The 22,251-nt window shown below is 33.9% G+C and carries 20 protein-coding genes and 2 pseudogenes; 1 reads left to right on the top strand and 21 read right to left on the bottom strand.

All coding sequences use genetic code 11. The features are described from left to right. Window positions 1-271 precede the first annotated feature (271 nt). Complete coding sequence (locus tag AAIG11_RS16435; protein WP_343187325.1) at window positions 272-1,879, top strand: IS1634 family transposase; 1,608 nt, start codon at window positions 272-274, stop codon at window positions 1,877-1,879. A 13-nt stretch (window positions 1,880-1,892) separates the two neighbouring features. Here the strand turns inward: AAIG11_RS16435 and AAIG11_RS16430 are convergent. From AAIG11_RS16430 to AAIG11_RS16330, 21 genes and pseudogenes are all read right to left on the bottom strand, one after another. Then, window positions 1,893-1,997: pseudogene (locus tag AAIG11_RS16430) on the bottom strand (transposase); the annotation flags it as partial. Window positions 1,998-2,051: 54 nt separating this feature from the next. After that, window positions 2,052-2,231 (bottom strand): annotated as a pseudogene (locus tag AAIG11_RS16425) (IS256 family transposase); the annotation flags it as partial. Between the two features lie 105 nt (window positions 2,232-2,336). Next, window positions 2,337-3,392 carry a dTDP-glucose 4,6-dehydratase gene (gene rfbB / locus AAIG11_RS16420; RefSeq protein WP_343187323.1) on the bottom strand — a complete coding sequence of 352 codons (1,056 nt, stop codon included), beginning with the start codon at window positions 3,390-3,392 and terminating at the stop codon, window positions 2,337-2,339. Between the two features lie 25 nt (window positions 3,393-3,417). Then, window positions 3,418-4,281, bottom strand: coding sequence for a glucose-1-phosphate thymidylyltransferase RfbA (gene rfbA / locus AAIG11_RS16415; protein ID WP_343187322.1), 864 nt, complete (start codon window positions 4,279-4,281; stop codon window positions 3,418-3,420). Between the two features lie 21 nt (window positions 4,282-4,302). Next, window positions 4,303-5,832: a murein biosynthesis integral membrane protein MurJ gene (murJ, locus tag AAIG11_RS16410; RefSeq protein WP_343187321.1), complete on the bottom strand. Its 1,530-nt coding sequence runs from the start codon at window positions 5,830-5,832 to the stop codon at window positions 4,303-4,305. A gap of 7 nt (window positions 5,833-5,839) precedes the next feature. Beyond that, on the bottom strand, window positions 5,840-6,595 hold the full coding sequence (locus tag AAIG11_RS16405) for a hypothetical protein (protein WP_343187320.1): 756 nt from the start codon (window positions 6,593-6,595) through the stop codon (window positions 5,840-5,842). A 160-nt stretch (window positions 6,596-6,755) separates the two neighbouring features. After that, window positions 6,756-7,886 (bottom strand): dTDP-4-amino-4,6-dideoxygalactose transaminase, encoded by a 1,131-nt coding sequence (gene rffA / locus AAIG11_RS16400; protein WP_343187319.1) that lies wholly within the window; start codon window positions 7,884-7,886, stop codon window positions 6,756-6,758. A gap of 26 nt (window positions 7,887-7,912) precedes the next feature. Next, window positions 7,913-9,061, bottom strand: coding sequence for an ATP-grasp domain-containing protein (locus tag AAIG11_RS16395; protein WP_343187318.1), 1,149 nt, complete (start codon window positions 9,059-9,061; stop codon window positions 7,913-7,915). 11 nt (window positions 9,062-9,072) lie between these two features. Beyond that, window positions 9,073-9,633 (bottom strand): GNAT family N-acetyltransferase, encoded by a 561-nt coding sequence (locus tag AAIG11_RS16390; protein WP_343187317.1) that lies wholly within the window; start codon window positions 9,631-9,633, stop codon window positions 9,073-9,075. Between the two features lie 175 nt (window positions 9,634-9,808). Next, window positions 9,809-10,861, bottom strand: a complete 1,053-nt coding sequence (locus AAIG11_RS16385; protein WP_343187316.1) for a TDP-N-acetylfucosamine:lipid II N-acetylfucosaminyltransferase family protein — start codon at window positions 10,859-10,861, stop codon at window positions 9,809-9,811. Between the two features lie 47 nt (window positions 10,862-10,908). After that, window positions 10,909-12,222 carry an O-antigen ligase family protein gene (locus tag AAIG11_RS16380; RefSeq protein WP_343187315.1) on the bottom strand — a complete coding sequence of 438 codons (1,314 nt, stop codon included), beginning with the start codon at window positions 12,220-12,222 and terminating at the stop codon, window positions 10,909-10,911. A gap of 100 nt (window positions 12,223-12,322) precedes the next feature. Then, complete coding sequence (locus AAIG11_RS16375; RefSeq protein ID WP_343187326.1) at window positions 12,323-13,447, bottom strand: DegT/DnrJ/EryC1/StrS family aminotransferase; 1,125 nt, start codon at window positions 13,445-13,447, stop codon at window positions 12,323-12,325. Between the two features lie 19 nt (window positions 13,448-13,466). After that, window positions 13,467-14,027 carry an acyltransferase gene (locus AAIG11_RS16370; protein WP_343187314.1) on the bottom strand — a complete coding sequence of 187 codons (561 nt, stop codon included), beginning with the start codon at window positions 14,025-14,027 and terminating at the stop codon, window positions 13,467-13,469. Then, window positions 14,024-15,106 (bottom strand): Gfo/Idh/MocA family protein, encoded by a 1,083-nt coding sequence (locus AAIG11_RS16365; protein WP_343187313.1) that lies wholly within the window; start codon window positions 15,104-15,106, stop codon window positions 14,024-14,026. Before AAIG11_RS16365 ends, AAIG11_RS16370 begins: the two co-directional genes overlap by 4 nt. A gap of 12 nt (window positions 15,107-15,118) precedes the next feature. Beyond that, window positions 15,119-16,426, bottom strand: coding sequence for a nucleotide sugar dehydrogenase (locus AAIG11_RS16360; RefSeq protein WP_343187312.1), 1,308 nt, complete (start codon window positions 16,424-16,426; stop codon window positions 15,119-15,121). Beyond that, window positions 16,419-17,525, bottom strand: a complete 1,107-nt coding sequence (wecB, locus tag AAIG11_RS16355) for a non-hydrolyzing UDP-N-acetylglucosamine 2-epimerase (protein WP_343187311.1) — start codon at window positions 17,523-17,525, stop codon at window positions 16,419-16,421. Before wecB ends, AAIG11_RS16360 begins: the two co-directional genes overlap by 8 nt. Window positions 17,526-17,545: 20 nt before the next feature. Then, a complete protein-coding gene (locus AAIG11_RS16350) occupies window positions 17,546-18,799 on the bottom strand; it encodes a glycosyltransferase family 4 protein (RefSeq protein WP_343187310.1) in 1,254 nt (417 codons plus the stop codon). 45 nt (window positions 18,800-18,844) lie between these two features. Next, the gene (locus AAIG11_RS16345) at window positions 18,845-19,903 is read right to left on the bottom strand and encodes a lipid II:glycine glycyltransferase FemX (RefSeq protein ID WP_343187309.1); all 1,059 of its coding nucleotides are present in this window, start codon (window positions 19,901-19,903) and stop codon (window positions 18,845-18,847) included. Window positions 19,904-19,926: 23 nt separating this feature from the next. After that, window positions 19,927-21,012 carry an aspartate aminotransferase family protein gene (locus AAIG11_RS16340; protein ID WP_343187308.1) on the bottom strand — a complete coding sequence of 362 codons (1,086 nt, stop codon included), beginning with the start codon at window positions 21,010-21,012 and terminating at the stop codon, window positions 19,927-19,929. After that, window positions 21,000-21,560: a GNAT family N-acetyltransferase gene (locus tag AAIG11_RS16335; protein WP_343187307.1), complete on the bottom strand. Its 561-nt coding sequence runs from the start codon at window positions 21,558-21,560 to the stop codon at window positions 21,000-21,002. Before AAIG11_RS16335 ends, AAIG11_RS16340 begins: the two co-directional genes overlap by 13 nt. Then, a complete protein-coding gene (locus AAIG11_RS16330; RefSeq protein WP_343187306.1) occupies window positions 21,550-22,251 on the bottom strand; it encodes a sugar transferase in 702 nt (233 codons plus the stop codon). The genes AAIG11_RS16335 and AAIG11_RS16330 overlap by 11 nt, the downstream gene beginning before the upstream one ends.

Genomic DNA, 22,251 nt, shown 5'->3' with positions numbered 1-22,251 from the left:
CTTTTTGTGTTACTTAGTCAAAGATCAAAAGCAAAGACAGTAACGAAGCTATTGGCTCACAAATTGGCGAGCACAATGGCTCAAAAATTCATCAGCGCGCGGCTCAGAAATTCATTGACATTCGGAGCTTTCTCCCTACCCTCCCGTGAACACCTAACGATTCAGCTCCAAAAACACGCTCTAATACTTGAAATAACTTGATTTGCTTCAAAATAATGGTTGCCAAATAGTTCGTTGCGTGATACAATATACGTAACGAGGAGTGATGATGATGGCAGCCATCGTATACCAAAAAGACAAGCGTTCAGGCCTGACCTATGCCTATGAATCCGTTTCTTACTGGGACAAGGAAAAGAAACAGTCCCGGGCTAAACGAAAACTCATTGGTAGGTTGGATGAAGCTACGGGCGAGATTGTACCCACCGACGGACGTAACCGAAAAGAAAAGAAGGATGTTACACCTAAGCCTGGCCCTGTGCCGGCGGAAAAGGTATCTCGCTCTTTCTTTGGTGCCACTTATCTAATGGATGCCATTGGCGAAAAACTGGGGATCACCAAAGACCTGAAAGCCTGTTTTCCTGACAGGTATCGGCAGATCCTCTCCATGGCCTACTACCTGGTGTTGGAAGACCATAACCCTTTATACCGGTTTGAAAAATGGAGCAATCTCCATAAGCACCCCTGGGGAGAAAACATCCCCTCCCAACGCAGCAGCGAGCTCTTTGCCTCCATTACCGAGGAAGAACGCCACCAGTTCTTTGGCCTACAGGGAAAGCGGCGGGTGGAAAAGGAATTCTGGGCCTATGACATCACCTCCATTTCCAGTTACTCTGAAGGACTAAAGCAAGTGCAGTACGGCCACAACAAGGAAGATGACAAACTGCCCCAGATCAACCTGGCTTTGGTGTATGGCGAAACCTCCAACCTGCCCTTTTACTACCGCAAACTGGCAGGCAACATCCCGGATTCCAAGACCATCACACACCTTTTGACAGACCTGGAAGACCTTGGTTTTAAGAAAGTCAAGCTGGTGATGGACCGGGGCTTCTGCAGTGAAGCCAACATCAACGCCCTGTTAAAGGACCATGTGAAGTTCCTCATCGCCGGTAAGATGTCCCTGAACTTCATGAAGCACCACCTGGAAGACATCTATCTCCACTTCAGAAACTTTGAGCATTACAACGACACCTATGAACTCTACCACCACACCGTACCCGCCCAGTGGCATTACAGCCAGGAGCGGCCCTACAAGAAAGACACCATCAAAGCCAACCGCCGGGTGTATATCCACTATTACTACAACATCGACAAAGCCGCTGAAGAAGAAAAAGCCTTTGACCGGAAGCTGATGAACTTAAAGCAGGAACTGGAATCCGGCAAAAGAAACCCGGAGCATGAGAACCAGTACAACAAGTACTTTGACGTAAAGACCACTCCCAAACGGGGAACTACGGCCACTGTCAAAGAAGAAGCGGTGAGTGAAGCCAAGAAGTACTTTGGGTTCTTCTGCCTCCTGACCAACCAAGCTATGGATGCCATCACTGCCCTGGAAATCTACAAGAACAAAGACCTGGTGGAAAAGGCTTTTGGCAACCTGAAAGAAAGACTGAACCTGCGACGCACCCTGGTATCCTCGGAACAAAGCCTAGACGGAAAGCTCTTTGTGGAGTTCATTGCCCTCATTTACCTGTCTTACATCAAGAAACAGATGCAGGATGCCCAGCTGTTCAAGAAATACACACTCCAAGGTGTTCTGGACAAACTGGATGTCATTGAGTGCTTTGAAGTGCCAGGCAAGAAACTCCGGGTTGGTGAAGTGCTGGAGAAACAGAAAGAGCTCTATCTGGCGCTGGGGGTTGAACCACCTGTCTCGTTATGAGTGGGTGGGAATCCAGGCTGTACTTCTCTGCAATCTGGTTTACGGTGAACTCCTCTGAGAGGATTTCAAGGACGGCTTTTGTTTTAAATTCGGCTGTGTAATGGGTTCGTTTTCTCATGGTTTCATTATAACTTATTTCCTCGTGTTTTGTGTCTCACCCTATGGGTTCATTATAGGCTGTCCGCTCGTCAGTTCTTTCGTAGGGATCAGCTCCGATTTGTTCTTTGGACTGGGCTAATAGTACTTGGTTGAAGATTTCTTCCATCAATTTTGCTACTGCCTGGTCTCGACCGTTACTGGAAAAAAGTCCGTGCAAATGTTCTTCGGTTAAGGTAATATTGAACTGAGCCATGATTCATCCTCCTCGGTTTGGTATTTGCTTGACACTTATATTGTAACCGAGGAAATGAGTTTGTGGCTCATTTTTCTTTTTACACCATTATACGGACTTTATCAATTAAGCTCCCGAATACATCTTATCATAGTAATTAGCATAGTCTCCTGAAATGACATTCTCAATCCATTTAGAATTATCTAAATACCACTGAATTGTCTCCTGTATTCCCTGCTCAAAAGTATATTCTGGCTCCCACCCAAGTTCGCTCGTGATCTTGGTATTATCAATGGCATACCTTCTATCATGTCCTGGACGATCTTTTACGTATTTAATTAGGTCTTCTGACTTTCCAAGAGTTTTTATTAGAAGTTTAACAATTTCAATATTAGCTTTTTCGTTATTTCCACCAATATTATAAACTTCCCCATCTTTGCCCTTATGAAGAACAGTATCAATTGCACTGCAGTGATCAGAAACATGTAGCCAGTCTCTTATTTGCATACCATCACCATAAACAGGAAGGTCTTTTTCTTTTAAGCAATTATTTATCATTAGTGGTATTAACTTTTCAGGGAATTGATATGGACCGTAGTTGTTACTACATCTTGTAATATTCATAGGAAACCCAAAAGTTTCATTATAAGCTCTTACAATCATATCTGCACTTGCTTTTGATGCTGAATAAGGACTGTTAGGCATAAGTGGCATTGTTTCAATAAACATTCCAGTTTCCCCGAGTGCACCGTATACTTCATCAGTAGAGACTTGAAGGAACTTAACTCCTTCTTTGTACTTTTTACAGTATTTATCATTAGGATTAATTTTCCAGTATTTCTTTGCAGCATCTAAAAGTACTTGAGTTCCAATAATATTGGTTGTTAAAAAAACTTCTGGTTCTTCAATACTTCTATCTACATGAGATTCTGCTGCAAAGTTTACAACCATGTCTATGTTTTGAGTTTTGAAAATCTGCTCTATTACCTCTCTATCTCTAATATCTGCTTTTACAAAGGTATAGTTAGAAGCTGTATCTATATCAGAAAGATTCTCAAGGTTCCCCGCATATGTTAAAGCATCTATATTGATGATATTATAGTCTGGATACTTCTCAACCATCATCTTCACAAAGTTACTTCCTATAAATCCAGCTCCACCTGTTACTAAGATATTTTTCATTTAACTTCACCTCTCTTTTTATCGCTTATTTAAGTAGTGAAAGAATATACTTACCATATTCTGTCTTTTCATATTGATGTCCTATTGCTTTAAACTCTTCTTTAGAAATCCATCCATTCTTATAAGCTATTTCTTCTATACAAGCTACATAAAGTCCTGTTCTTTTTTGAATAGTTTTTACAAAGTCTGAAGCATCTGCTAATCCATCGTAAGTTCCTGTATCTAGCCAAGCAAACCCACGTCCTAGTAGCTCAACATGAAGTTTACCTTCCTCTAAATACGCTCTATTTAAATCAGTAATTTCAAGTTCACCCCTTGCAGATGGCCTAAGATTCTTAGCTCTTTCAACTACAGAGTTATCGTAATAATAAAGCCCTGGGATTGCATAATGTGATTTAGGATTTTCAGGCTTTTCTTCTAATGACAGTACTTTTCCTTCATCATCAAATTCAACAACACCAAATTCTTTTGGGTTATTTACGTAATAACCGAATATAGTCGCTCCTGATTTAGTATTTGATGCTTTCTCTAGTTTAGGAACAAATCCTTGACCATAAAATACATTGTCCCCAAGTATTAAACAAACATCGTCGTTCTCAATAAATTCTTCTCCAACTATAAAAGCATCTGATAATCCCCTAGGTTTTTCCTGGATTTTATACTCAAACCTCATTCCTAATTTGCTTCCATCTCCAAGTAATTTTTTGTATATGTCTATGTACTCTGGATTAGAGATAATTAGGACTTCCTTGATTTTTGATAGCATTAAAACCGATAATGGATAGTAAATCATCGGCTTATCGTATATTGGCAATAATTGCTTGCTAATTCCTTGTGTAATAGGATAGAGTCTTGAACCACTACCTCCAGCTAAAATTATTCCCTTCATAGTAAATGGACCTCCCTTATTTTATGGTTTAACAATAACTTTTCTAATTTTCTTCTTGATTATATTTTTTATGACATCAATGTCATCAATTTTCATAAAACTAACTATTAAAAAGAATGTTGATGCTCCTACACATATTGCAATTAACAAAGATACATTTTGGCTAAATAATATTGTAAATTTGTTGAAACTCAATTTTGCTATTACTCCCATTAAAGATGAAGCTACGACTATTTTTAAAAAAATAGAAATAGTATTTTTCATTCCAATTCCACCAATTTTTTTTCGAAGACTAATAAACATCAATCCTGTTGTAAAAATAGCTGCAACTGAAGTAGCAAGTGCTAAGCCCCCTATACCTAAATAACGTGATAATATTAAGTTTAGAATAATATTCAATGTCATTCCAATAGATGCATTAATCATTGGGGTCTTAGTATCTTGTAGCGCATAAAAGCCTCTAGCCAATACTTCCCGTAGCCCAAAGCCCAATATACCGATTGAATAGAAAAAAAGAGCACTCGATGTCATCTCCAAAGCTTTAGAATCAAATGCACCCCTTGCGAATAAGAGTGTAACAATCTCTCTTGAGAATATCATTGAGCCAAAAACAACTGGTAATACTAAAATTATAATTCCGTTAATTGAACTAGTTATTGATTTTTTAAATTTCACCATATCATTGTTTACTTCCATTTTAGATATACTTGCATATAAAACAGTAACAACTGACATGATAAAAATGCTTTGAATAAAAGAATTTAGTCTACTTGCATAATTCAATGCTGATATTCCACCAACTGCAATCTGTGAAGCAATTGTTCTATCTACTAATTTGTTAATTTGATTTACAGATGTTCCTGCCGCCACAGGCAATGCAAGATTAAATACTTTTCTAATATCATTGTCTCGTATATTAGCCACAAATGAATGCCTATAGCCTACTATGAACATAAAAGGCACAATAAGGCAAAGTTGAGCAATAACTGCTACAATTTTACCATATGCTAATATCCCATGACCCAGCCTGGTACTTAAAAAAATAGTTATGATTAAAATTAAACTCATCGGCAATCCAACTAAAGCAGGAACTGCAAACCGGTTCTTTAACTGTAAATATCCTTCTGAAACGTATATGATACCCATGAAGAAGATAGCAAATATTGTTATCTTCGTAAAATATACTGCCATTTCAAGAGTTTCACCATCAAATCCAGATGCAAATAACTTTACCACTTGTTCGCTAAATAGTAATACTATAATGACAATAATTAATGAAAAGAATATCAGTATATTAATTACATTGCTAGTAAAATGATCAGCTTCAACTATTCCTTTTTCGTTTTTAATCCTACTATACATAGGCATGAACGTAGTTTTTATGGCTACCCCTATAAAAGCAAATATAACTGTTGGGATAGTAAGTGAAATTAAAAAAGCGTCACTCACATTTGATGCCCCATAATAATATGATAGTACGATTTCTCTTCCAAAGCCTATTATCTTTGATGTAATGGCGAGAATCATTAATATTAATGTTGCTTTTTTCATTCCTACACTACCTTTTCATTAAAATCATTTCCATTTTTTTTATGATTTTCTCAAATTCATCTTCATATTTTTCTCTAAACACTTCATTGTTGATTGTTGTATATATTATGCCACTGTCATTAACGTACCTTTTTAATGTTTCATATCTTTCTTGTGACTCAACTAAAACGTTTTTTTTATCCTCGTTTGATAGATTTTTCCAAATGCTTGGCCACCCTTGATTGCGTTTATTCATTCTATGATAATTTTCCATTCTATCACTATCTATAAGCACATATAAATTACTATTCTTTTCATAACGTATTTTTTTTGCCTTCTCCAATAAGTAAAAATACTTTCCTGAAATTTTTTCATCTTGATCTTTTTCTAAATAAAAATTCGATAAATGAAAAAGATTCTCATCTAAAATGAAAATGTTTTTTTTTCTTGAATTATTTTCAATCTGATTTACTATTTTTTGATTCCATAGCATATGCATGATATAGCTTATTGATTTGAGTTTTATCTTAATAGGCTCTTTCTTTTTCGCATACATATATATCAATTTTATTATATGAATATCTAAAAGCATAATAAAGTTCTTTATCAAATGAATTCTTCGGAATCTCTTATGTTTATTTTCAGTACTTTTTATATCATCAATATCTTTATAAGTAAAAATACTATACTCTTTTTCATTTAAATTGTTCTTCAAATATTTATATAGCTCATTCATTAAGTACGTTTTCCCTGAACCAGGAATCGCAGCAAATTCGATATTCAATCCAATCCCTCCCCTTTATTAAATTTGAATATGTCAAAGTTTTTTATAACTTAATAGTACATTAGTAGGTATTGTTTATAAACGATTGTGAAGAAAATAAGAAAAGAAATATTTCTTACAAATGGATGGATACAGTTTAGCGATGACATACCAGCTTAAGTTAAAAATAAAAAGAGTGAATTTTAATTGTTATATACTGAATATCACATTGATTCATTCCATAATATAATGGTAATCTCAATAGTCTATCACTCTCTAAAGTCGTGTACCTATCTTCTCCATGAAATCTACCATACTTGATACCAGCCTCTGCACTATGGAGTGGAATATAGTGGAATACAGCATGAATTTCATTATCCTTTAAATGCTTGATTAATTTAGTTCTTTCATCAAAATCTTTGCACTTAATATAAAACATATGAGCATTATGTTCACAATCATTTGGTATTACTGGTAGTTCTATAAAACCTTTGTCTTCTAGTTCTTTTAACCCTTCATAGTATAAATCCCATGTCTTCAACCTATTATCATTAATCTTTTCAGCTTCTTCAAGTTGAGCATATAGATATGCCGCATTTAATTCACTAGGCAAATAAGAACTTCCAATATCAACCCATGAATATTTGTCAACTTGACCTCTAAAGAACTTACTTCTGTTTGTTCCTTTTTCACGAATGATTTCTGCTCTTTCGATATGATCCTTATTTTGGATTAAAAGAGCTCCACCTTCACCCATTGTGTAATTTTTAGTTTCATGGAAACTATATGTACCAAAATCACCTATAGTCCCTAATGCTTGCCCATTGTACTTTGACATAACCCCTTGTGCTGCGTCTTCAATAACATAAAGGTTGTATTTTTTAGCAACCTCCATTATCTTGTCCATTTCACAAGAAACTCCTGCATAATGGACAGGTACAATAGCCTTTGTTTTATCCGTAATCGCTCCCTCAATTAAATTCTCATCGATATTCATCGTGTCAGGTCTGATATCGATAAAAACTATTTTTGCCCCTCTTAACACAAAGGCATTTACTGTTGAAACAAATGTAAACGAAGGTGCTATTACCTCATCACCTGGTTGAATATCGACTAATATAGCCGCCATTTCTATTGCATGTGTACATGAAGTAGTCAGCAATGCTTTAGGAGTATTAAATTTTTCTTCAAACCAAGCATTACATTTTTTCGTGAATGGACCATCTCCACAAAGCTTTTGATTGTTTTCTATTGCTTCTTTTATATATTCTTGTTCCTTTCCTATGAAAGGTGGTACATTAAAATCGATCATATTCTAATCCCCCATGTTTATTTTTCTTAATTTTCAATTCCTAAAATATTAAGAACGTCTTTCAATTGCTCTTGATCATTAATCTCTAAGATGTAGTGGCCATTTCGGGTTGAGCTATCTGTTACATTCATAATTTGAGAATCAATAAAATATTCCTTTATTGTAGCTGGATATTTATTTTTCAAAATTTCTAACTTTTTGATATCCTCATTATCAAAAATAAACTTTACGAGAGCTAATTTATCACTCGCATTATGCTTAAAACATATTGTTTCCGCCATTGCAGCTTTTATAACATTTTTAACAAAATCAAACCCCGTAGATATTTCAACCATGTCAGATCCTATAAAATCTCCACCCATTCTCGCTGCTATTTCTATTATCTTTATGTCACCTTCTGGAGATACCTTTATTTCTGAATGTGACGCTCCATTTTCAACCTTTAAAGCTTTTAAAGATTCCTCTATTGTTTTAAAAATTCGTTTTTTTAAATCTCCATCAATTCTAGCTGGAGATAAGTGTGCGCTTTCTATAAAATTAGGCGCACCAGAAGTGAATTTTTCAGTTACTTGAATTATTTTATGTTTTCCTTTTTGCGATATACCTTCAATACTATACTCTTTTCCCTCAATATATTCTTCCACCAAAATAGAATCTATAAATGAAACCCCTCTAGCATTTTGTATAGCCATTCTTAATTCATCTAAATTCATAACTTTATAGATTCCGCGGCTACCTGATCTGTCAATAGGCTTAACGATTGCAGGAAATTTGATTTTATCAAAATCTATATCCTGTTCATTTTTTATAAGTTGAAACTCTGGTATAGGCATGCCTTTTTCTTTTAGTTTTTTTCTCATCTCATATTTATTTGTAGTTAGAATAGTGCATTTCTGGGAGTTTCCAACAAGTCTTAACTCATTTGCTAAATAATTTACTGTTGGCATAGCTAGATCGGACGCTATAGAACATACACCATTCACATCAATTAACCTGAGTTTTTCTAATATTTTATCTTTTTCCATTATACTTATGGGATAAAAGTAATCTGATACTTCTTTTGCAACAGCGCCTTCCTCCCATGCAAAAACATGCGTCTCAATCCCCATATTTTTAGCTTTTAAAACAAGCTTTTTTTGAAATTCATTTGCTCCAATAATTGCTATCTTTTTCATAATAATATCACCTACTCATTCCAATAATTATTACTCTTTAACAACTCATGATAATCTTCTTTCAAAACAGCTAAAACAACCAAATTATGGAATTCTCCTTTGTAATATGCAGCTTTCTTTTTAAGTCCTTCTCTCTTCCAATTGCATTTATCTATGCACATTCTTTCTGAAGCTTTATTATATTCAAGCATAACACTTTCTAAGCGTTCTAATTGAAGTTCTTCAAAACAATACCGCATCGTCGCCATGGTAGCGTCAGTTCCTAATCCTTTTCCATGCTCACTACTAAGCGTCAGCTTCATACCATACGAAGCACTTCTATTCTTCCAATCAATACCTGTAACCGAAACTAAGCCAATTGCTTTTTTCTCTTCATTTTCAATTGTTAAAAAAAAACTATTTGGATTTGATTGGCTACTTTCATACCACTTTTGTTGCTGTAGTTTGGAAACGGGAAAACTTTTTCCACCAGTCAGTCTTTCAATATCTGGATCATTAATCATTTCTCTTAACAACTCTAAATCACTTTCTTCAATAGCTCTAAGTAAGACTTTATTTCCCATTATATTCATAATAAATTTCTCCTCTTCTTTGATTGCAGAATTATACATTGATATTAAAATGCTCAATAATTGAATATAAGTTATCTAATTGGAACGGCAACCATACTTGTCGTCCAATAAATTACAAGCAAAGGACATATTTGGATTCAGGATTTCATAAAAATTCATACTATATTTTAGACCTTCACTCAAAAATATTCATTAAATCTTCAACTAATTTTTTTTCCGAGAATTTTGTTTTTACATTCTCGACATTTTTCTGCTTAATATCTTCATCCATTTCTTCAAACAAATCATCATAATCACCATTTGCACTATACACTTTCAAATCATGATCTATGCAAAAATGCCAAGTCGTTATTTCTTCACGGATATAAACTTTTTTGCCAAGTCCTAATAAAGTTGTTATGTTTCCCATAGCCTGCTGCCTCTTATGGTTAAAAATCGCTATATCTATCTTTGACAGTAACTGTAAATAATCATCAAATGGCATAAATTCTGTCAAGGGTTTGAATTTATGCCCGAAAATTTCTTTCCCTTTTACAATAACTGCTTGTCTATATGTACTGTTACCATATGACAGTGGACATACAATCTCAATATTTTCATTCTTGTGCTTTTGTAATTTTTCAAATATTTCAATGTGGTTATTACTTGGAGCAGCAGAATTCCCAATTTGAATTACTACTTTTGGATTCGTACTTTCACTCTTTTCAATATCATACTCTTTGAATAAGTTGCTGGGGTACATGAAACAATAATGAAATTTACCTTTTGTATTATACCATTCTTGAGCTAACTCATAGTCTCCTCTCACTTGAGTAATCAAGCCGCTTATATTTTTAATAATTCGTTTTCTTATAATTTCTAATATGCAGTTAAGGATATTATTTTTTCTTTCCTTATATCTATACAAATCGCCGCCCCAAATCCCCCAATAACTCTTTTTTAAAGAATTAGGGCTTATAATTGTAAAATATGAAGCAATAATTAAGTTCTTATTAAATAAACCATGAAAAATAATTTTTTCACATCTTTGGATTTTTCTGATTAAAGAAATAAAATAGGTGGCTTTTGTTATTTTATCAATTAATATCACGTTAGAAAAATCATTTTTATGAATAAAACCTTTCCCCACTATTATAAAAAGATGTTCTTTGAAATTTAATTTTTTATTAATCAGTTTTATATACGCCTCTACAAATGCGGTATTTGGTATTACATGTACGTATCTCATTCAATCCCCCTTAATACATTGTTCTAATGCTCATCACCACTCCGTTACTAAGTCTTATAGTTTAGTTCATCTATGATAATTCCACCATAGCATAAGGCTAATAATGCCCAAAAATCCATAGACCCGGTTAAATTTCCATGTGTTGAATATAACCCTATTGATAAAGAGAGGATTCCAAAACTATATAAATTTCTTTTATTTATAGATTTAGTCAAAAGAAATAATGTAAAAATAATAAATATGCTAAATCCTATTAAACCTAGAGTTATAAATGTATCAAACCAAACTGAGTGAGGATTGTAGTCATAACCACTTAAAAGTGCCAGTTGTCTAAATGAGTTTGGTCCTGCTCCTATAATAAACTCATGACCTTTCATCTGTACGAATCCGCCCATCCAAATAAGCCATCTAGCATTATCCCCAAAAGAACTAACTCGAAAACTGCTCATATACCTTCCTGCTGCACTGCCTTGAACAAATCTAATTGCCCACCATACACCGCCAATTCCTAATGGATAAAGAATGATTTTTTTTATTGGTTTTGATTTTGCTTTTAGTAGAACTAAATTGCCTAGAAATACACAGAAACCAGATACTATAAGACCTAAGTAGGCACCTCTAGATGCAGTAGCTAATAAAACAATTAAACATAGTAAAAATAGAAAAATCACTAACCATATTGGAAATCTATTATTAAAAATTGATTTTTTATCTTTTTTGCTTAGAAAGATTATTTCAATGTACAGCATAATAATCGCGGGTGTTGTTACATTCGCAACTCTTCTAATGTTGTCACCTATATTCAATCTTGCAACCTGCAAAAAATCCCCTGATAAAACTGTTACAAAGAAGATTGCAATGGCAGTAAAAACATACGCTTGGTTAATAGCTCCAAAAGCTCCTTTGTAGTTTCTAATTGTATTTACCATTGATATCATAGTAAAAATTGCAGTTAACAACATAGCAAATGCCATTATATTTTCTTGAGGTGCTCGTGAAAAAAGCCAGGAGAAAGAAGCAACTATAATAATAGAGATTGAAAAAACCACTAATGGTACAGGTATTGTAAATTTTCCACCTTTAAAAATCTGTATTATAACACCCTGTAATATAAGAGGTGTGAGAAGAAAATAGCCTAATATACCGGTAGCATCTGTTAAAATGGAAAAAAATGCATACCCCATTACCCAACCAGCGTATGCAAGTGTTGGCTCCTTAAAAGCAGAAAATACTACTGCACCTAAAAAAACAAAAGCTGTAATTCGGGAGGGTATCAAGCCCATTATTATAGCCAATATAGCTAAAATAACAATACTTAAGTTGTAAAATTTTATATTAATTATTTTATCGTTGTTTTTCATTTTTTCACCGCCATAAATCTATATTCCAGTCCATTTTAAGTACATTGTTTTATTATTCATTTTAATGTCTGTAAAAATATTAGTGTAATTTCACTGATTCCTAATAACTCTTTAAAACAATGCCGCAAATTCTATCAATATCGTACTGCGTCAAATACGGGTGCATAGGCAATGATAAAACAGTATCACAGAGTTCATTTGTTACTTCAAAGTCATTATGATCATATTTATACTCAGCAAATGCACCTTGTTTATGCATTGGCTTCATATAATAAATCATACTAGGAATACTTTCTTCTTTTAACTTAGCTTGCAAAGCATCTCTCTCAGCTTTATTATTTAACTTAATTGTGTACTGAGCAAAACTAGATACATAACCTTTAGGTATTATAGGTGTTTTTACAATACCTTCAAGCTTCTCAGTGTATAGTCTATATACTCTATTTACATCTTCAAGTTCATGTTCAATAAAAGCAGTCAGCTTTACATTAAGAACTGCAGCCTGTATGGAATCAAGTCTAGAATTTACTCCTATTCTAACATTGTCGTACTTATTATCACCTTTCCCATGAACCTTCAATGAATTTAAAAGTTCAGCTAATTGATTATCATTTGTAAAAATAGCTCCACCATCACCATAGCATCCTAATGGTTTTGCCGGGAAGAATGATGTTGTAGCGGCATCCCCAAAGCTACAAGCTTTCTTACCATTAATACTTCCACCAAATCCTTGAGCAGCATCTTCCAGTACTTTTAGATTATACTTCTTTGCTATTTTTTCGATTTCTATATGATCAGCAGGAAGACCAAATAAATCTACTGGTATAATGACCTTCGGAGTTAACTTGTCTTCATTCAATACCTTAATGATAGCCTTTTCAAGTTTATTAGTGTCAATATTAAACGTATCTCTATCTACATCTACAAATATCGGTGTTGCTCCTACAAAGGATACAATCTCTCCTGTTGAAAAAAATGTAAAGTCAGGTACGAAAACAGCATCTCCTTCTTTTATACCCCAAGCCATCATGAGAAGAGTCATAGCTTCAGTTCCGTTAGCGCATGATATACAGTGTTTAACCCCTACATATTCAGCCAGTCTTTGTTCTAATGTGTTTACTTCTTTTCCACCGATAAAATTTGTGTTGTTTATGACTTCCTGGATTGCAAAGTCAATCGCATTTTTATATTTATTGTACTGGGCTTTTAAATCTCTAAATTCCATAGCCAAGGCTCCCCCTCAATTACTTTTCTTTCAATTCCTCATTTTCTAATGTGTATTCTCTTTCACATTCAGCGCATTTATAGTTTTCTTTTAACGGTACTCCACACTCACAAACCCATCCGATCTGTTTTGCAGGAACACCCGCCAATAATGCATAAGCTGGTACATCTTTTGTTACTACTGCACCAGAAGCAATCATTGCCCACTCACCTATGGTATTACCACATACAATAGTGGCATTTGCTCCGATAGATGCCCCATACTTAACTAATGTCCTTTTGTAACCTGTCGGTCCCTTTGGATATTTACTTCTTGGAGTTAAGTCATTAGTAAATACCATTGAAGGGCCACAAAAAACGTAGTCTTCAAGTTCAACACCTTCGTACACAGATACATTGTTCTGAATCTTAACACCATTACCAATTTTCACGTTGTTCGACACATTTACGTTCTGGCCCAAAGAACACTTCTCACCAATCTGAGCACCTTTGCGGACATGACAGAAATGCCATATTTTCGTACCGTCACCTATTGATACATTCTCATCTATATAACTGCTTTCATGAACGAAGTATCTCATTTGTCGAACCTTCCTTTAAAATCTAGTGTGCTACACTTATCTAGTGGTAGTTTTGCACTCTTTCCTTCAGCTGCTGATTTGTAAATTGCAAGAACTAGTTCAAGTGCATTTCTACCATCAACAGCTTTTACATAAGGCTCTCTATCATTCTTAACCGCATCAATAACATCTGCATAAAGTGGATTATGCCCAAACCCATATACATTTGGTGGATTTTCATGGTATTTTTCTTTTACTTCTTCTGGATCATCTAAATTATCTTCAAACTGCCATTCCTCTATTAGGTTTACAGATTTTCCACCGGCTTTAACCGTTCCTTTTTCTCCAAAGATGTATAAAGTTTCTTCAAGATTCTTAGGATAAATATTTGTGGTACCTTCAATAATTCCATAGCTTCCGTTTGAAAACTTTACTAATGCCATTCCTAAGTCTTCAGCTTCTATAAATCCATGGATTAAATTATCTGTCATACCTACAACTTCAGTGATTTCATCACCCATCATCCACCTTAAAAGATCGATATTATGGATACACTGATTCATAAGAGCCCCACCATCTTGCTCCCAAGTACCTCTCCATGGTGCCTGAGTATAATAATCTTCTCCTCTGTTCCATCTTATATGAGCTGTCCCATGCATTAGCTTTCCAAATCTATTAGCTTCAACAGCTTCTCTAATTTTGAGAACAGATTTATTGAATCGATTTTGATGACATGCGCTAACTTTTATATTTTTTTCATTGGCTTTTTCGATAATCATATCTGCCTCTTCTAACGAAAGAGCAATAGGCTTTTCTATAATTAGATTAGCTCCAGCTTCAATAGAATCTAATGCAATTTGTCCATGTTTTCCACTTTCCGTACATATTGCTACTAGTTCAGGCTTCTCATTACTAAGCATTTCTTTATAATCTACATATTTCTTAGTAGCCATTGTAAGTTCATGTATTTCAATAGCTTCATTCATCTTCGATTCTTCAATATCGCATAACGCTACAATATCCAATTTATTTTCAAGTGCAGCAGCTATGTGATTTGGTGAAATTCTTCCACAACCTATAATTGCATATTTTAAACTCAATGTAAGTCCCCCTTATAGCAACTCAATATTCTCACGTGCTTCAACTTGCTTCATAGCATTTTTTGTGTCAAAAATTGCCTTAGCATGTTTCTGAACAAAATCATAATCGACATTTGTGTGAGCAGTGGTTACAATGACTAAGTCTGCACTTTTAATAAGCTCTACAGTAAGTTCAGACTCTCCTTTTTTTACAACTCCATGTTCATGATATTCAGAAACAAATGGATCGTAATAAACTACTTCTGCGCCTTCTTTTTCAAGCTCTTCAATTACTCTAATAGCTGGACTTTCTCTAAAATCATCGATATCTTGCTTATAAGCTACTCCTAAAATTAATATTCTAGATCCGTTCATTGCCTTTTTAAATCTGTTTAAAATCTTACTAGCTCTTTCAGCACAGTATTCTGGCATTCTATCATTAACCATCATAGAAGATTCAATCATAGATGTATGGAATCCATACTCTCTTGCTTTCCATGATAAATAGTATGGATCAAGAGGTATGCAGTGCCCACCAAGCCCTGGACCAGGATAAAACGCTTGGAATCCATAAGGTTTTGTTTTGGCAGCATCCACAACTTCCCAAAAATTGATTCCCATCTTATTACTTAAAATAGCCAACTCATTAACAAGTCCAATATTTACATTTCTATATGTGTTCTCTAGGATTTTTTCCATTTCTGCAACTGCAGGCGATGATACTCTGTGGATAGGTGCTTCTAGAATAGCCTCATACATTGTAGCCGCTACATCCGTACATTCAGGTGTTATTCCACCTACTACCTTTGGCGTATTCTTTGTTTTGTAAATAAGGTTACCTGGATCAACTCTTTCAGGAGAGAAAGCTAGATAGAAATCTTCTCCACACTTAAGACCTGATTTTTCAAGAATAGGTTTAAGTAGTTCTTCAGTTGTGCCAGGATATGTAGTTGATTCAAGAACGATTAACATATCTTTATGCATGTATGGAACAATGCTTTCAGCAGATGCTTTAACATAACTAATATCTGGTTGTTGATATGCATCAAGCGGTGTAGGTACGGCAATACAAACACAATCTGCAGATGCTACTTGAGCAAAATCCGTTGTAGCAGATAATAGTCCTGACTTAACAATTTCCTCTAAATCTTCATTAACAACATCACCAATATAGTTCTTACCTGCATTGACCATTTCCACTTTAGATTCTTGTACATCAAACCCTATAGTTTTAAAACCAGCCTTAGCCTTTTCTACCGCTAATGGAAGTCCTACATAACCTAATCCTACGACACCAAGAGTTGCTGTTTTGTCCACTAACTTCTTTTTAATATTATTCATTGATTTTCCCTCCATCGATTATTGCTTCACAAATTTTTAAAGCGGCATTTCCTTCACCAAAAGATTTCGGCTGAGGGTACTTTATACACGTTAATTCACGTTGAACCTTAGTTTTTATCTCTTCAACATCTATCTGACTTAAAACATTCCAACAATTTTCTAATGTTTCAACCCATTCAGTCTGATCCCTAAGTGTTGTACACGGAGTCTTAAGAAAATATGCTTCTTTTTGTAATCCCCCTGAATCTGTTACTACCATATAAGCGTTAGATATTAGATAAAGCATCAACAGATAACCAACTGGTTTCACTATTATTATATTTTTTAAGTCTACCTCTAGGCCCTCTATCAATTTTTTTGTTCTTGGGTGAAGTGGTAGCAACACAGGTTTGTCCAAGTCGCTAAATGCTTTGAAAATATTTAAAAGCTTTTCCTGATTATCAGTATTTTCTGCTCTATGAACTGTTGCTAAGTAATATTCATTTTCTCTGAGTTTAATAATTTCGCCATTTTCTCTTACTATTTCATCAAACCATACTCCATTACCGTACTTTTGATTTGCAATCTCAATATTTCTAAGCACAGTATCATACATAATATCTCCTGTATTAACTACACCTGATACAACTCCTTCTTTTTTAAGGTTACTAACTGCAGTTTCTGTAGGGCAGAGTAGTATATCTGAAATATGATCTGTCAAAATTCTATTTTGCTCTTCTGGCATTAATTTATTATAACTGCGAAGACCAGCTTCTACATGATATACAGGTATATGAAGCTTACTTGCAGCTAGAGCTCCCGCAAGTGTTGAATTAGTATCACCATAAACTAGAAGTCCATCTGGTTTTTCTTTAAGTATTATCTCTTCTATTCCTTCTAGCATACAAGCAGTTTGTTTCCCATGACTACCAGAGCCAACCCCTAAATTATAATCTGGTTTAGGAATTCCTAACTCATCAAAGAATATATCTGACATATTTGCATCATAGTGTTGTCCAGTATGAACAAGAATTTCTATATTTTTTTTTCTAAACTCTTCAGAAAATGGCGCTGCTTTAATAAATTGTGGGCGCGCACCGATAATTGTTATTAATTTCATTGAACCTATCCTTTCTACAACTATATTATTTCAAGTAATTTAGCAGTTAATTTACTAAAATCATAGTCCTGAGCAGCAATAAATGAATTAATACACATTGTATTATATTCGCCTAAGGAAAAATTTTTTATCTTAATTATTTCTTCAGCTATCTCTTTGGGACTAGCACTATCGACTACAACTCCGCAATCATATCTTTTGATGAGATCATAGCCGAATTCGCAATCCGAAATAATTGGCTTACCACTCGCAAAGTACTCAAAGAGTTTATTAAGGCTTGCTCCATATTTTTTGATATTATTTTGTTGAAAGTGAAGAATATTTAAATCTGATTTACTTAAAATATAAGGAATTTGATGTTTTGGTACTCTCCCCTTAAAAATTACACTAGTAATGTTTTCTGTTTTACACCTTTCTACCAATTTATCCTTGTCATTCCCATCACCATAAATTATTACCTTTATATTTTGGGCACCACTAAGTTCAATCTCTTTGGCAACTTCAATTAAATAATTAACATCATTTACTTTACGTATAGAGCCTGTATAGATAACTTTGAAAATATCTTTATTATCTAAGTCTTCATCAACAAATGAAAATTCTTCTCTGTTTTGAGTGAAATTTACTAAATTAATTCCATTATTAATATGATATACTTTATCTATATCTATAGGACCACCATTCTCTTTACCCCATCCTTGCTCAATAATATAATCTTTACCGCCTTCCATAGTAAAAATAAGTTTATTAGCTTTCTTATAAATCCACTTTTCCCCTTGGTATAATATCTTTGCTCTCACGCTATTACGCTTTAAAGATCCATAGGCCACTATACTTTCTGGCCACAAATCTCTAACTTCGCATATGCATGGTACTCCTAATTTCTTAGCAATCTTAATTCCCGCAACTAAAGTAAGTGGATGTACACTTGAAGCAAGTATAATATCTGGTTTGCCGTTTAACTTAGCATAATTCTTAGCAGTAGGAAATAAATTTTTATAGAAAGAGATCATATTTATAATTCTCTTTTTCCCGTTCCCCGAATACTGAGGAGTTTTTACAACTACAAACGGAACATCTCCAGATTCATTTTTTACAAATAAATTCCCCTCTGTATCTATGCTTTTATTAGAATTATGTAGGGTAGAAGCACAAAATATTGTAGGCTTGTACCCATTTAGTATTAAGTTTTCAGCTAGCCAATAGTGTCTACCAGCTTTATCTTCAATCATATTTGTAGCGTAATGATTCAAAATCCAAATATTTTTTTTCATTTTATATAAACTCCCATTATTAATTCCAGAATGATATTAATATGATTATTCCCGATAATTTGGAAAGAATGATGTATTAGTATCGAATCCACTTTCCATATTTCGGATTTGTATCAGTTCATCATATTTCTCTTTATCAAATATCTTCTTCCCTATAGAAAAATATGTATCTGAATTCTTGTTAAACGCTTTCTTGAATTTATACAAGCTATCTTCTTTGCTACCTAAGCCGCCACCCAAATGAAATGACTTATATCCATTCTCACAACCCCAACATGCCGCCTCATACAGAAGCAAATTTGTTGCTGCAAGACTTTGATGTTCTCTATCAGAAGCCGACAAATGATAGTGCATTTTATCATTTCCAAATATAATCATTGAAGATGAAATTACTTTTCCTTCAAATACAGCATAGAATATCAAACAATTATATTTTAAATCATTTAATACACTATTATAAAAATCATTATTGAAATAATAATAATCAGTAGCGTTGTCTTTATTCATAGTCGCATTATATAAAGGAATAAATTCATCAATTAATTCTGAACTACTACCCCAAAATATCTCCACTCCCGACTTAATTGCCTTTCTAATAACATTGCGATTTTTACTACTTAAATCATTCCATATTTGCTCTTTAGATTTTAAGTCCATGTTTATTGTATTACCTAGATCAACCACATCATAAATGGTTTTATTAAGCTCCGAGTTTCGTAAAACAGGGTGGAATCGAACGAATTCACTGATGATATTATTTGAAGTACAGTAGTCTGAGTAAACTTCATTTAATTGCATTAAACTGTTTTCATTTATAGTACCTTCAACTATAAAGCCACCATAACCATAGGGTGTAGTAATATCAAAGTATGTTTCTGACTCTATTTTTCCTCTGAATTTTCTGTCTTTCTCAATATCTCGTTTCATCACTACATTTATTGCACGAGTATTTTTATTATCATAGTAAAAAAGTATAGGTTCACCATCACCATGTAACTTAAATGCCCTAGTATAACTTGATAGATAATACACATCATACTTTTTAAAACTTTTCACTATTGAATCCCATTTATCTGCATTTTCTAAAGTAACTATTGAAAACAAGTTAACACACCCTCTTCTTCCTTCTAAGCTAATTCTTTAAGCACGTCTATTATTCTTTTCATATCGTCAATTCCATACCGTTGATCACAGGGGATTGACAGGATTGAATCATATATATTCTTTATTCTGTTATCCATATGACCTTCTAATTGGCAAGGAATTGGCCAATGAACGGGACAATAAATTTCTTTAGAAATTAGATAAGATTTAAGCCTATTTCTATTGTTATTCACATATATAGGAAAGAATAATGGTGTTACACCATTATTTAAACCTTTAAATATAACTTCTACTCCCCTAATCTCCTTAAGGTGACTTAATAAAAATTTGTAGTTCAATCTTCTAATTTTCTCTAATTCTTTTGTGTCTAAATCCTTAATAATCATTTCTGAGATCTCATCGATTCTATAACTATTAACATCTTTATCTAGTAATTCCTCTGCGCTTCTAAAACCTTCTAAGTAACCATCTTTTAAAGATTTATTTCGTGTTTTGATGTATTCAAATTTCTGCTGCAAGCTAGATATTCTTAGATTTACAAGATCGCTTGGGGGATCAGGTAAGTTCATATTAACAGTTTCACTTGATGCTAAAAATCCGCCACTTGGTATACCAGTCCATTTACGTAGACTACCTACTACAAAATCATTATCTATATAGTTTTCATGCTTTGAAAAAAGCGTATGAGTGACATCTTCAATGATTATTACTGAATTGGCTCTTAGCTTTGCAATTGTATCCCTTAACTCTCTATTAGTAGGAAATCCAAAATACCCCATATGAAGGAATATGCCTACCTCAATTTTTTCTGCATTAACATTTATAGCTCTAAAATATTCATCCACACCATAGTAATATATTTCATAACAAGCTTTTTCAAAAGGCAAAATCACAGAGTCACAAATATAGGAAGGGAGTAAGACTTTTTTAATTATAGGATTAACATGTTCTAGAATAAGGTTAATAGCTCCTCTGCCTGATGAAGTTAATACTACATTTCCGTACTTTTTTAGCCAATGAGGCAGATCCTCATTTCTTTGTTCCTCTATCATTTTTTCATTACTAATCCAAAATTCACTACCTATCTCTCTACTCATCATTTTTCCCAATAGTTAGTCTTGTTCACTAACTCGAAGTACTCTTCTCTAAGAATTCCAACAAGTAACTCATCATGATACTCATTCATCTTGAATGAAGATTTTCTTTTAACACCTTCAACTACCCAACCGCATTTATCACAGTATAATTTTCTTGAAGCTTCATTGTATTTAATGATTGATCCATCTAAACGATTTAGTTGCAATTCTTCAAATGCATATTTCATAACTGCCATTACCGAATCCGTACCAATTCCTCTTGATCTAAATTTTTTGTTTGCTATTTTAATCCCGTGAAAAGCACTTCTGTTTTTCCAGTCGATATTAACTATATTTGCAAATCCAATTGCACCATCTTCCTCTGTTTCAATAATTAGTCTTAAATTGTTCTGGTTATTACTATTTGCTTTAAACCAATTAACTTGTTGTTCTTTTGAAATAGGATAAGAATATCCACCAATCATTTTTTCAATTTCAGGGTCATTGATCATATCTCTTAATAGCTCTTGATCTTCGATTTCCATAGCCCTTAAAGTAATAATTTTACCTTTAATATTCATTAGCATCTTCTCCTTTGCTCAACTTTTGCCTGTAAACATGGAAATCCATGGGAGCATCAACACCACGCTCACCAATATCCGAACGTTTAACTGCCTTAAGTGTGGTTTTAATGATTATGCTTAAGTCACAAGCGAATGAAATTGTCTTAATGTATCTAATATCATGGCTAAATCGTTCTTCCCATGTTGCTGTATTTCTTCCATTGATTTGAGCCAATCCTGATAATCCCGGTCTTACGGAGTGTCTTAGCCTTTCGTTCTCAGTATAGTAAGGCAAATATTGAACGGCCAATGGCCTAGGCCCAACAATACTCATATCACCCTTTAAGATGTTAAATAGTTCAGGTAGTTCATCTAGACTTGTAGATCTTAGCATCCTACCAAACTTAGTGAGTCTTACTGAGTCTGGAAGAAGCTCCCCATTCTCGTCTTTTTCGTCTGTCATAGTCCTGAATTTATACATAGTAAATATCTTCTCATTAAGCCCAGGTCTTTTCTGTTTAAACAGCACCGGACTACCCAGTTTTAACCTAACAAAAATCGCAATGATTATAAGTACCGGACTTAAAGCGATAATTGCCATCAAAGACAAAATGAAATCCATTGGTCTTTTCAGGAACCTTCTATATATGCCCTTATTAATTGTACCGCCTATACTCGGCCTAGTTTCCTGTTTTACTCCGCTCTGCAT

Source organism: Anoxynatronum sibiricum, assembly GCF_039414295.1.
GTDB lineage: Bacteria > Bacillota > Clostridia > Peptostreptococcales > Tindalliaceae > Anoxynatronum > Anoxynatronum sibiricum.
Note: the sequence above shows the minus strand (reverse complement) of the source record. Positions and strands in the feature narration are given on the sequence as shown.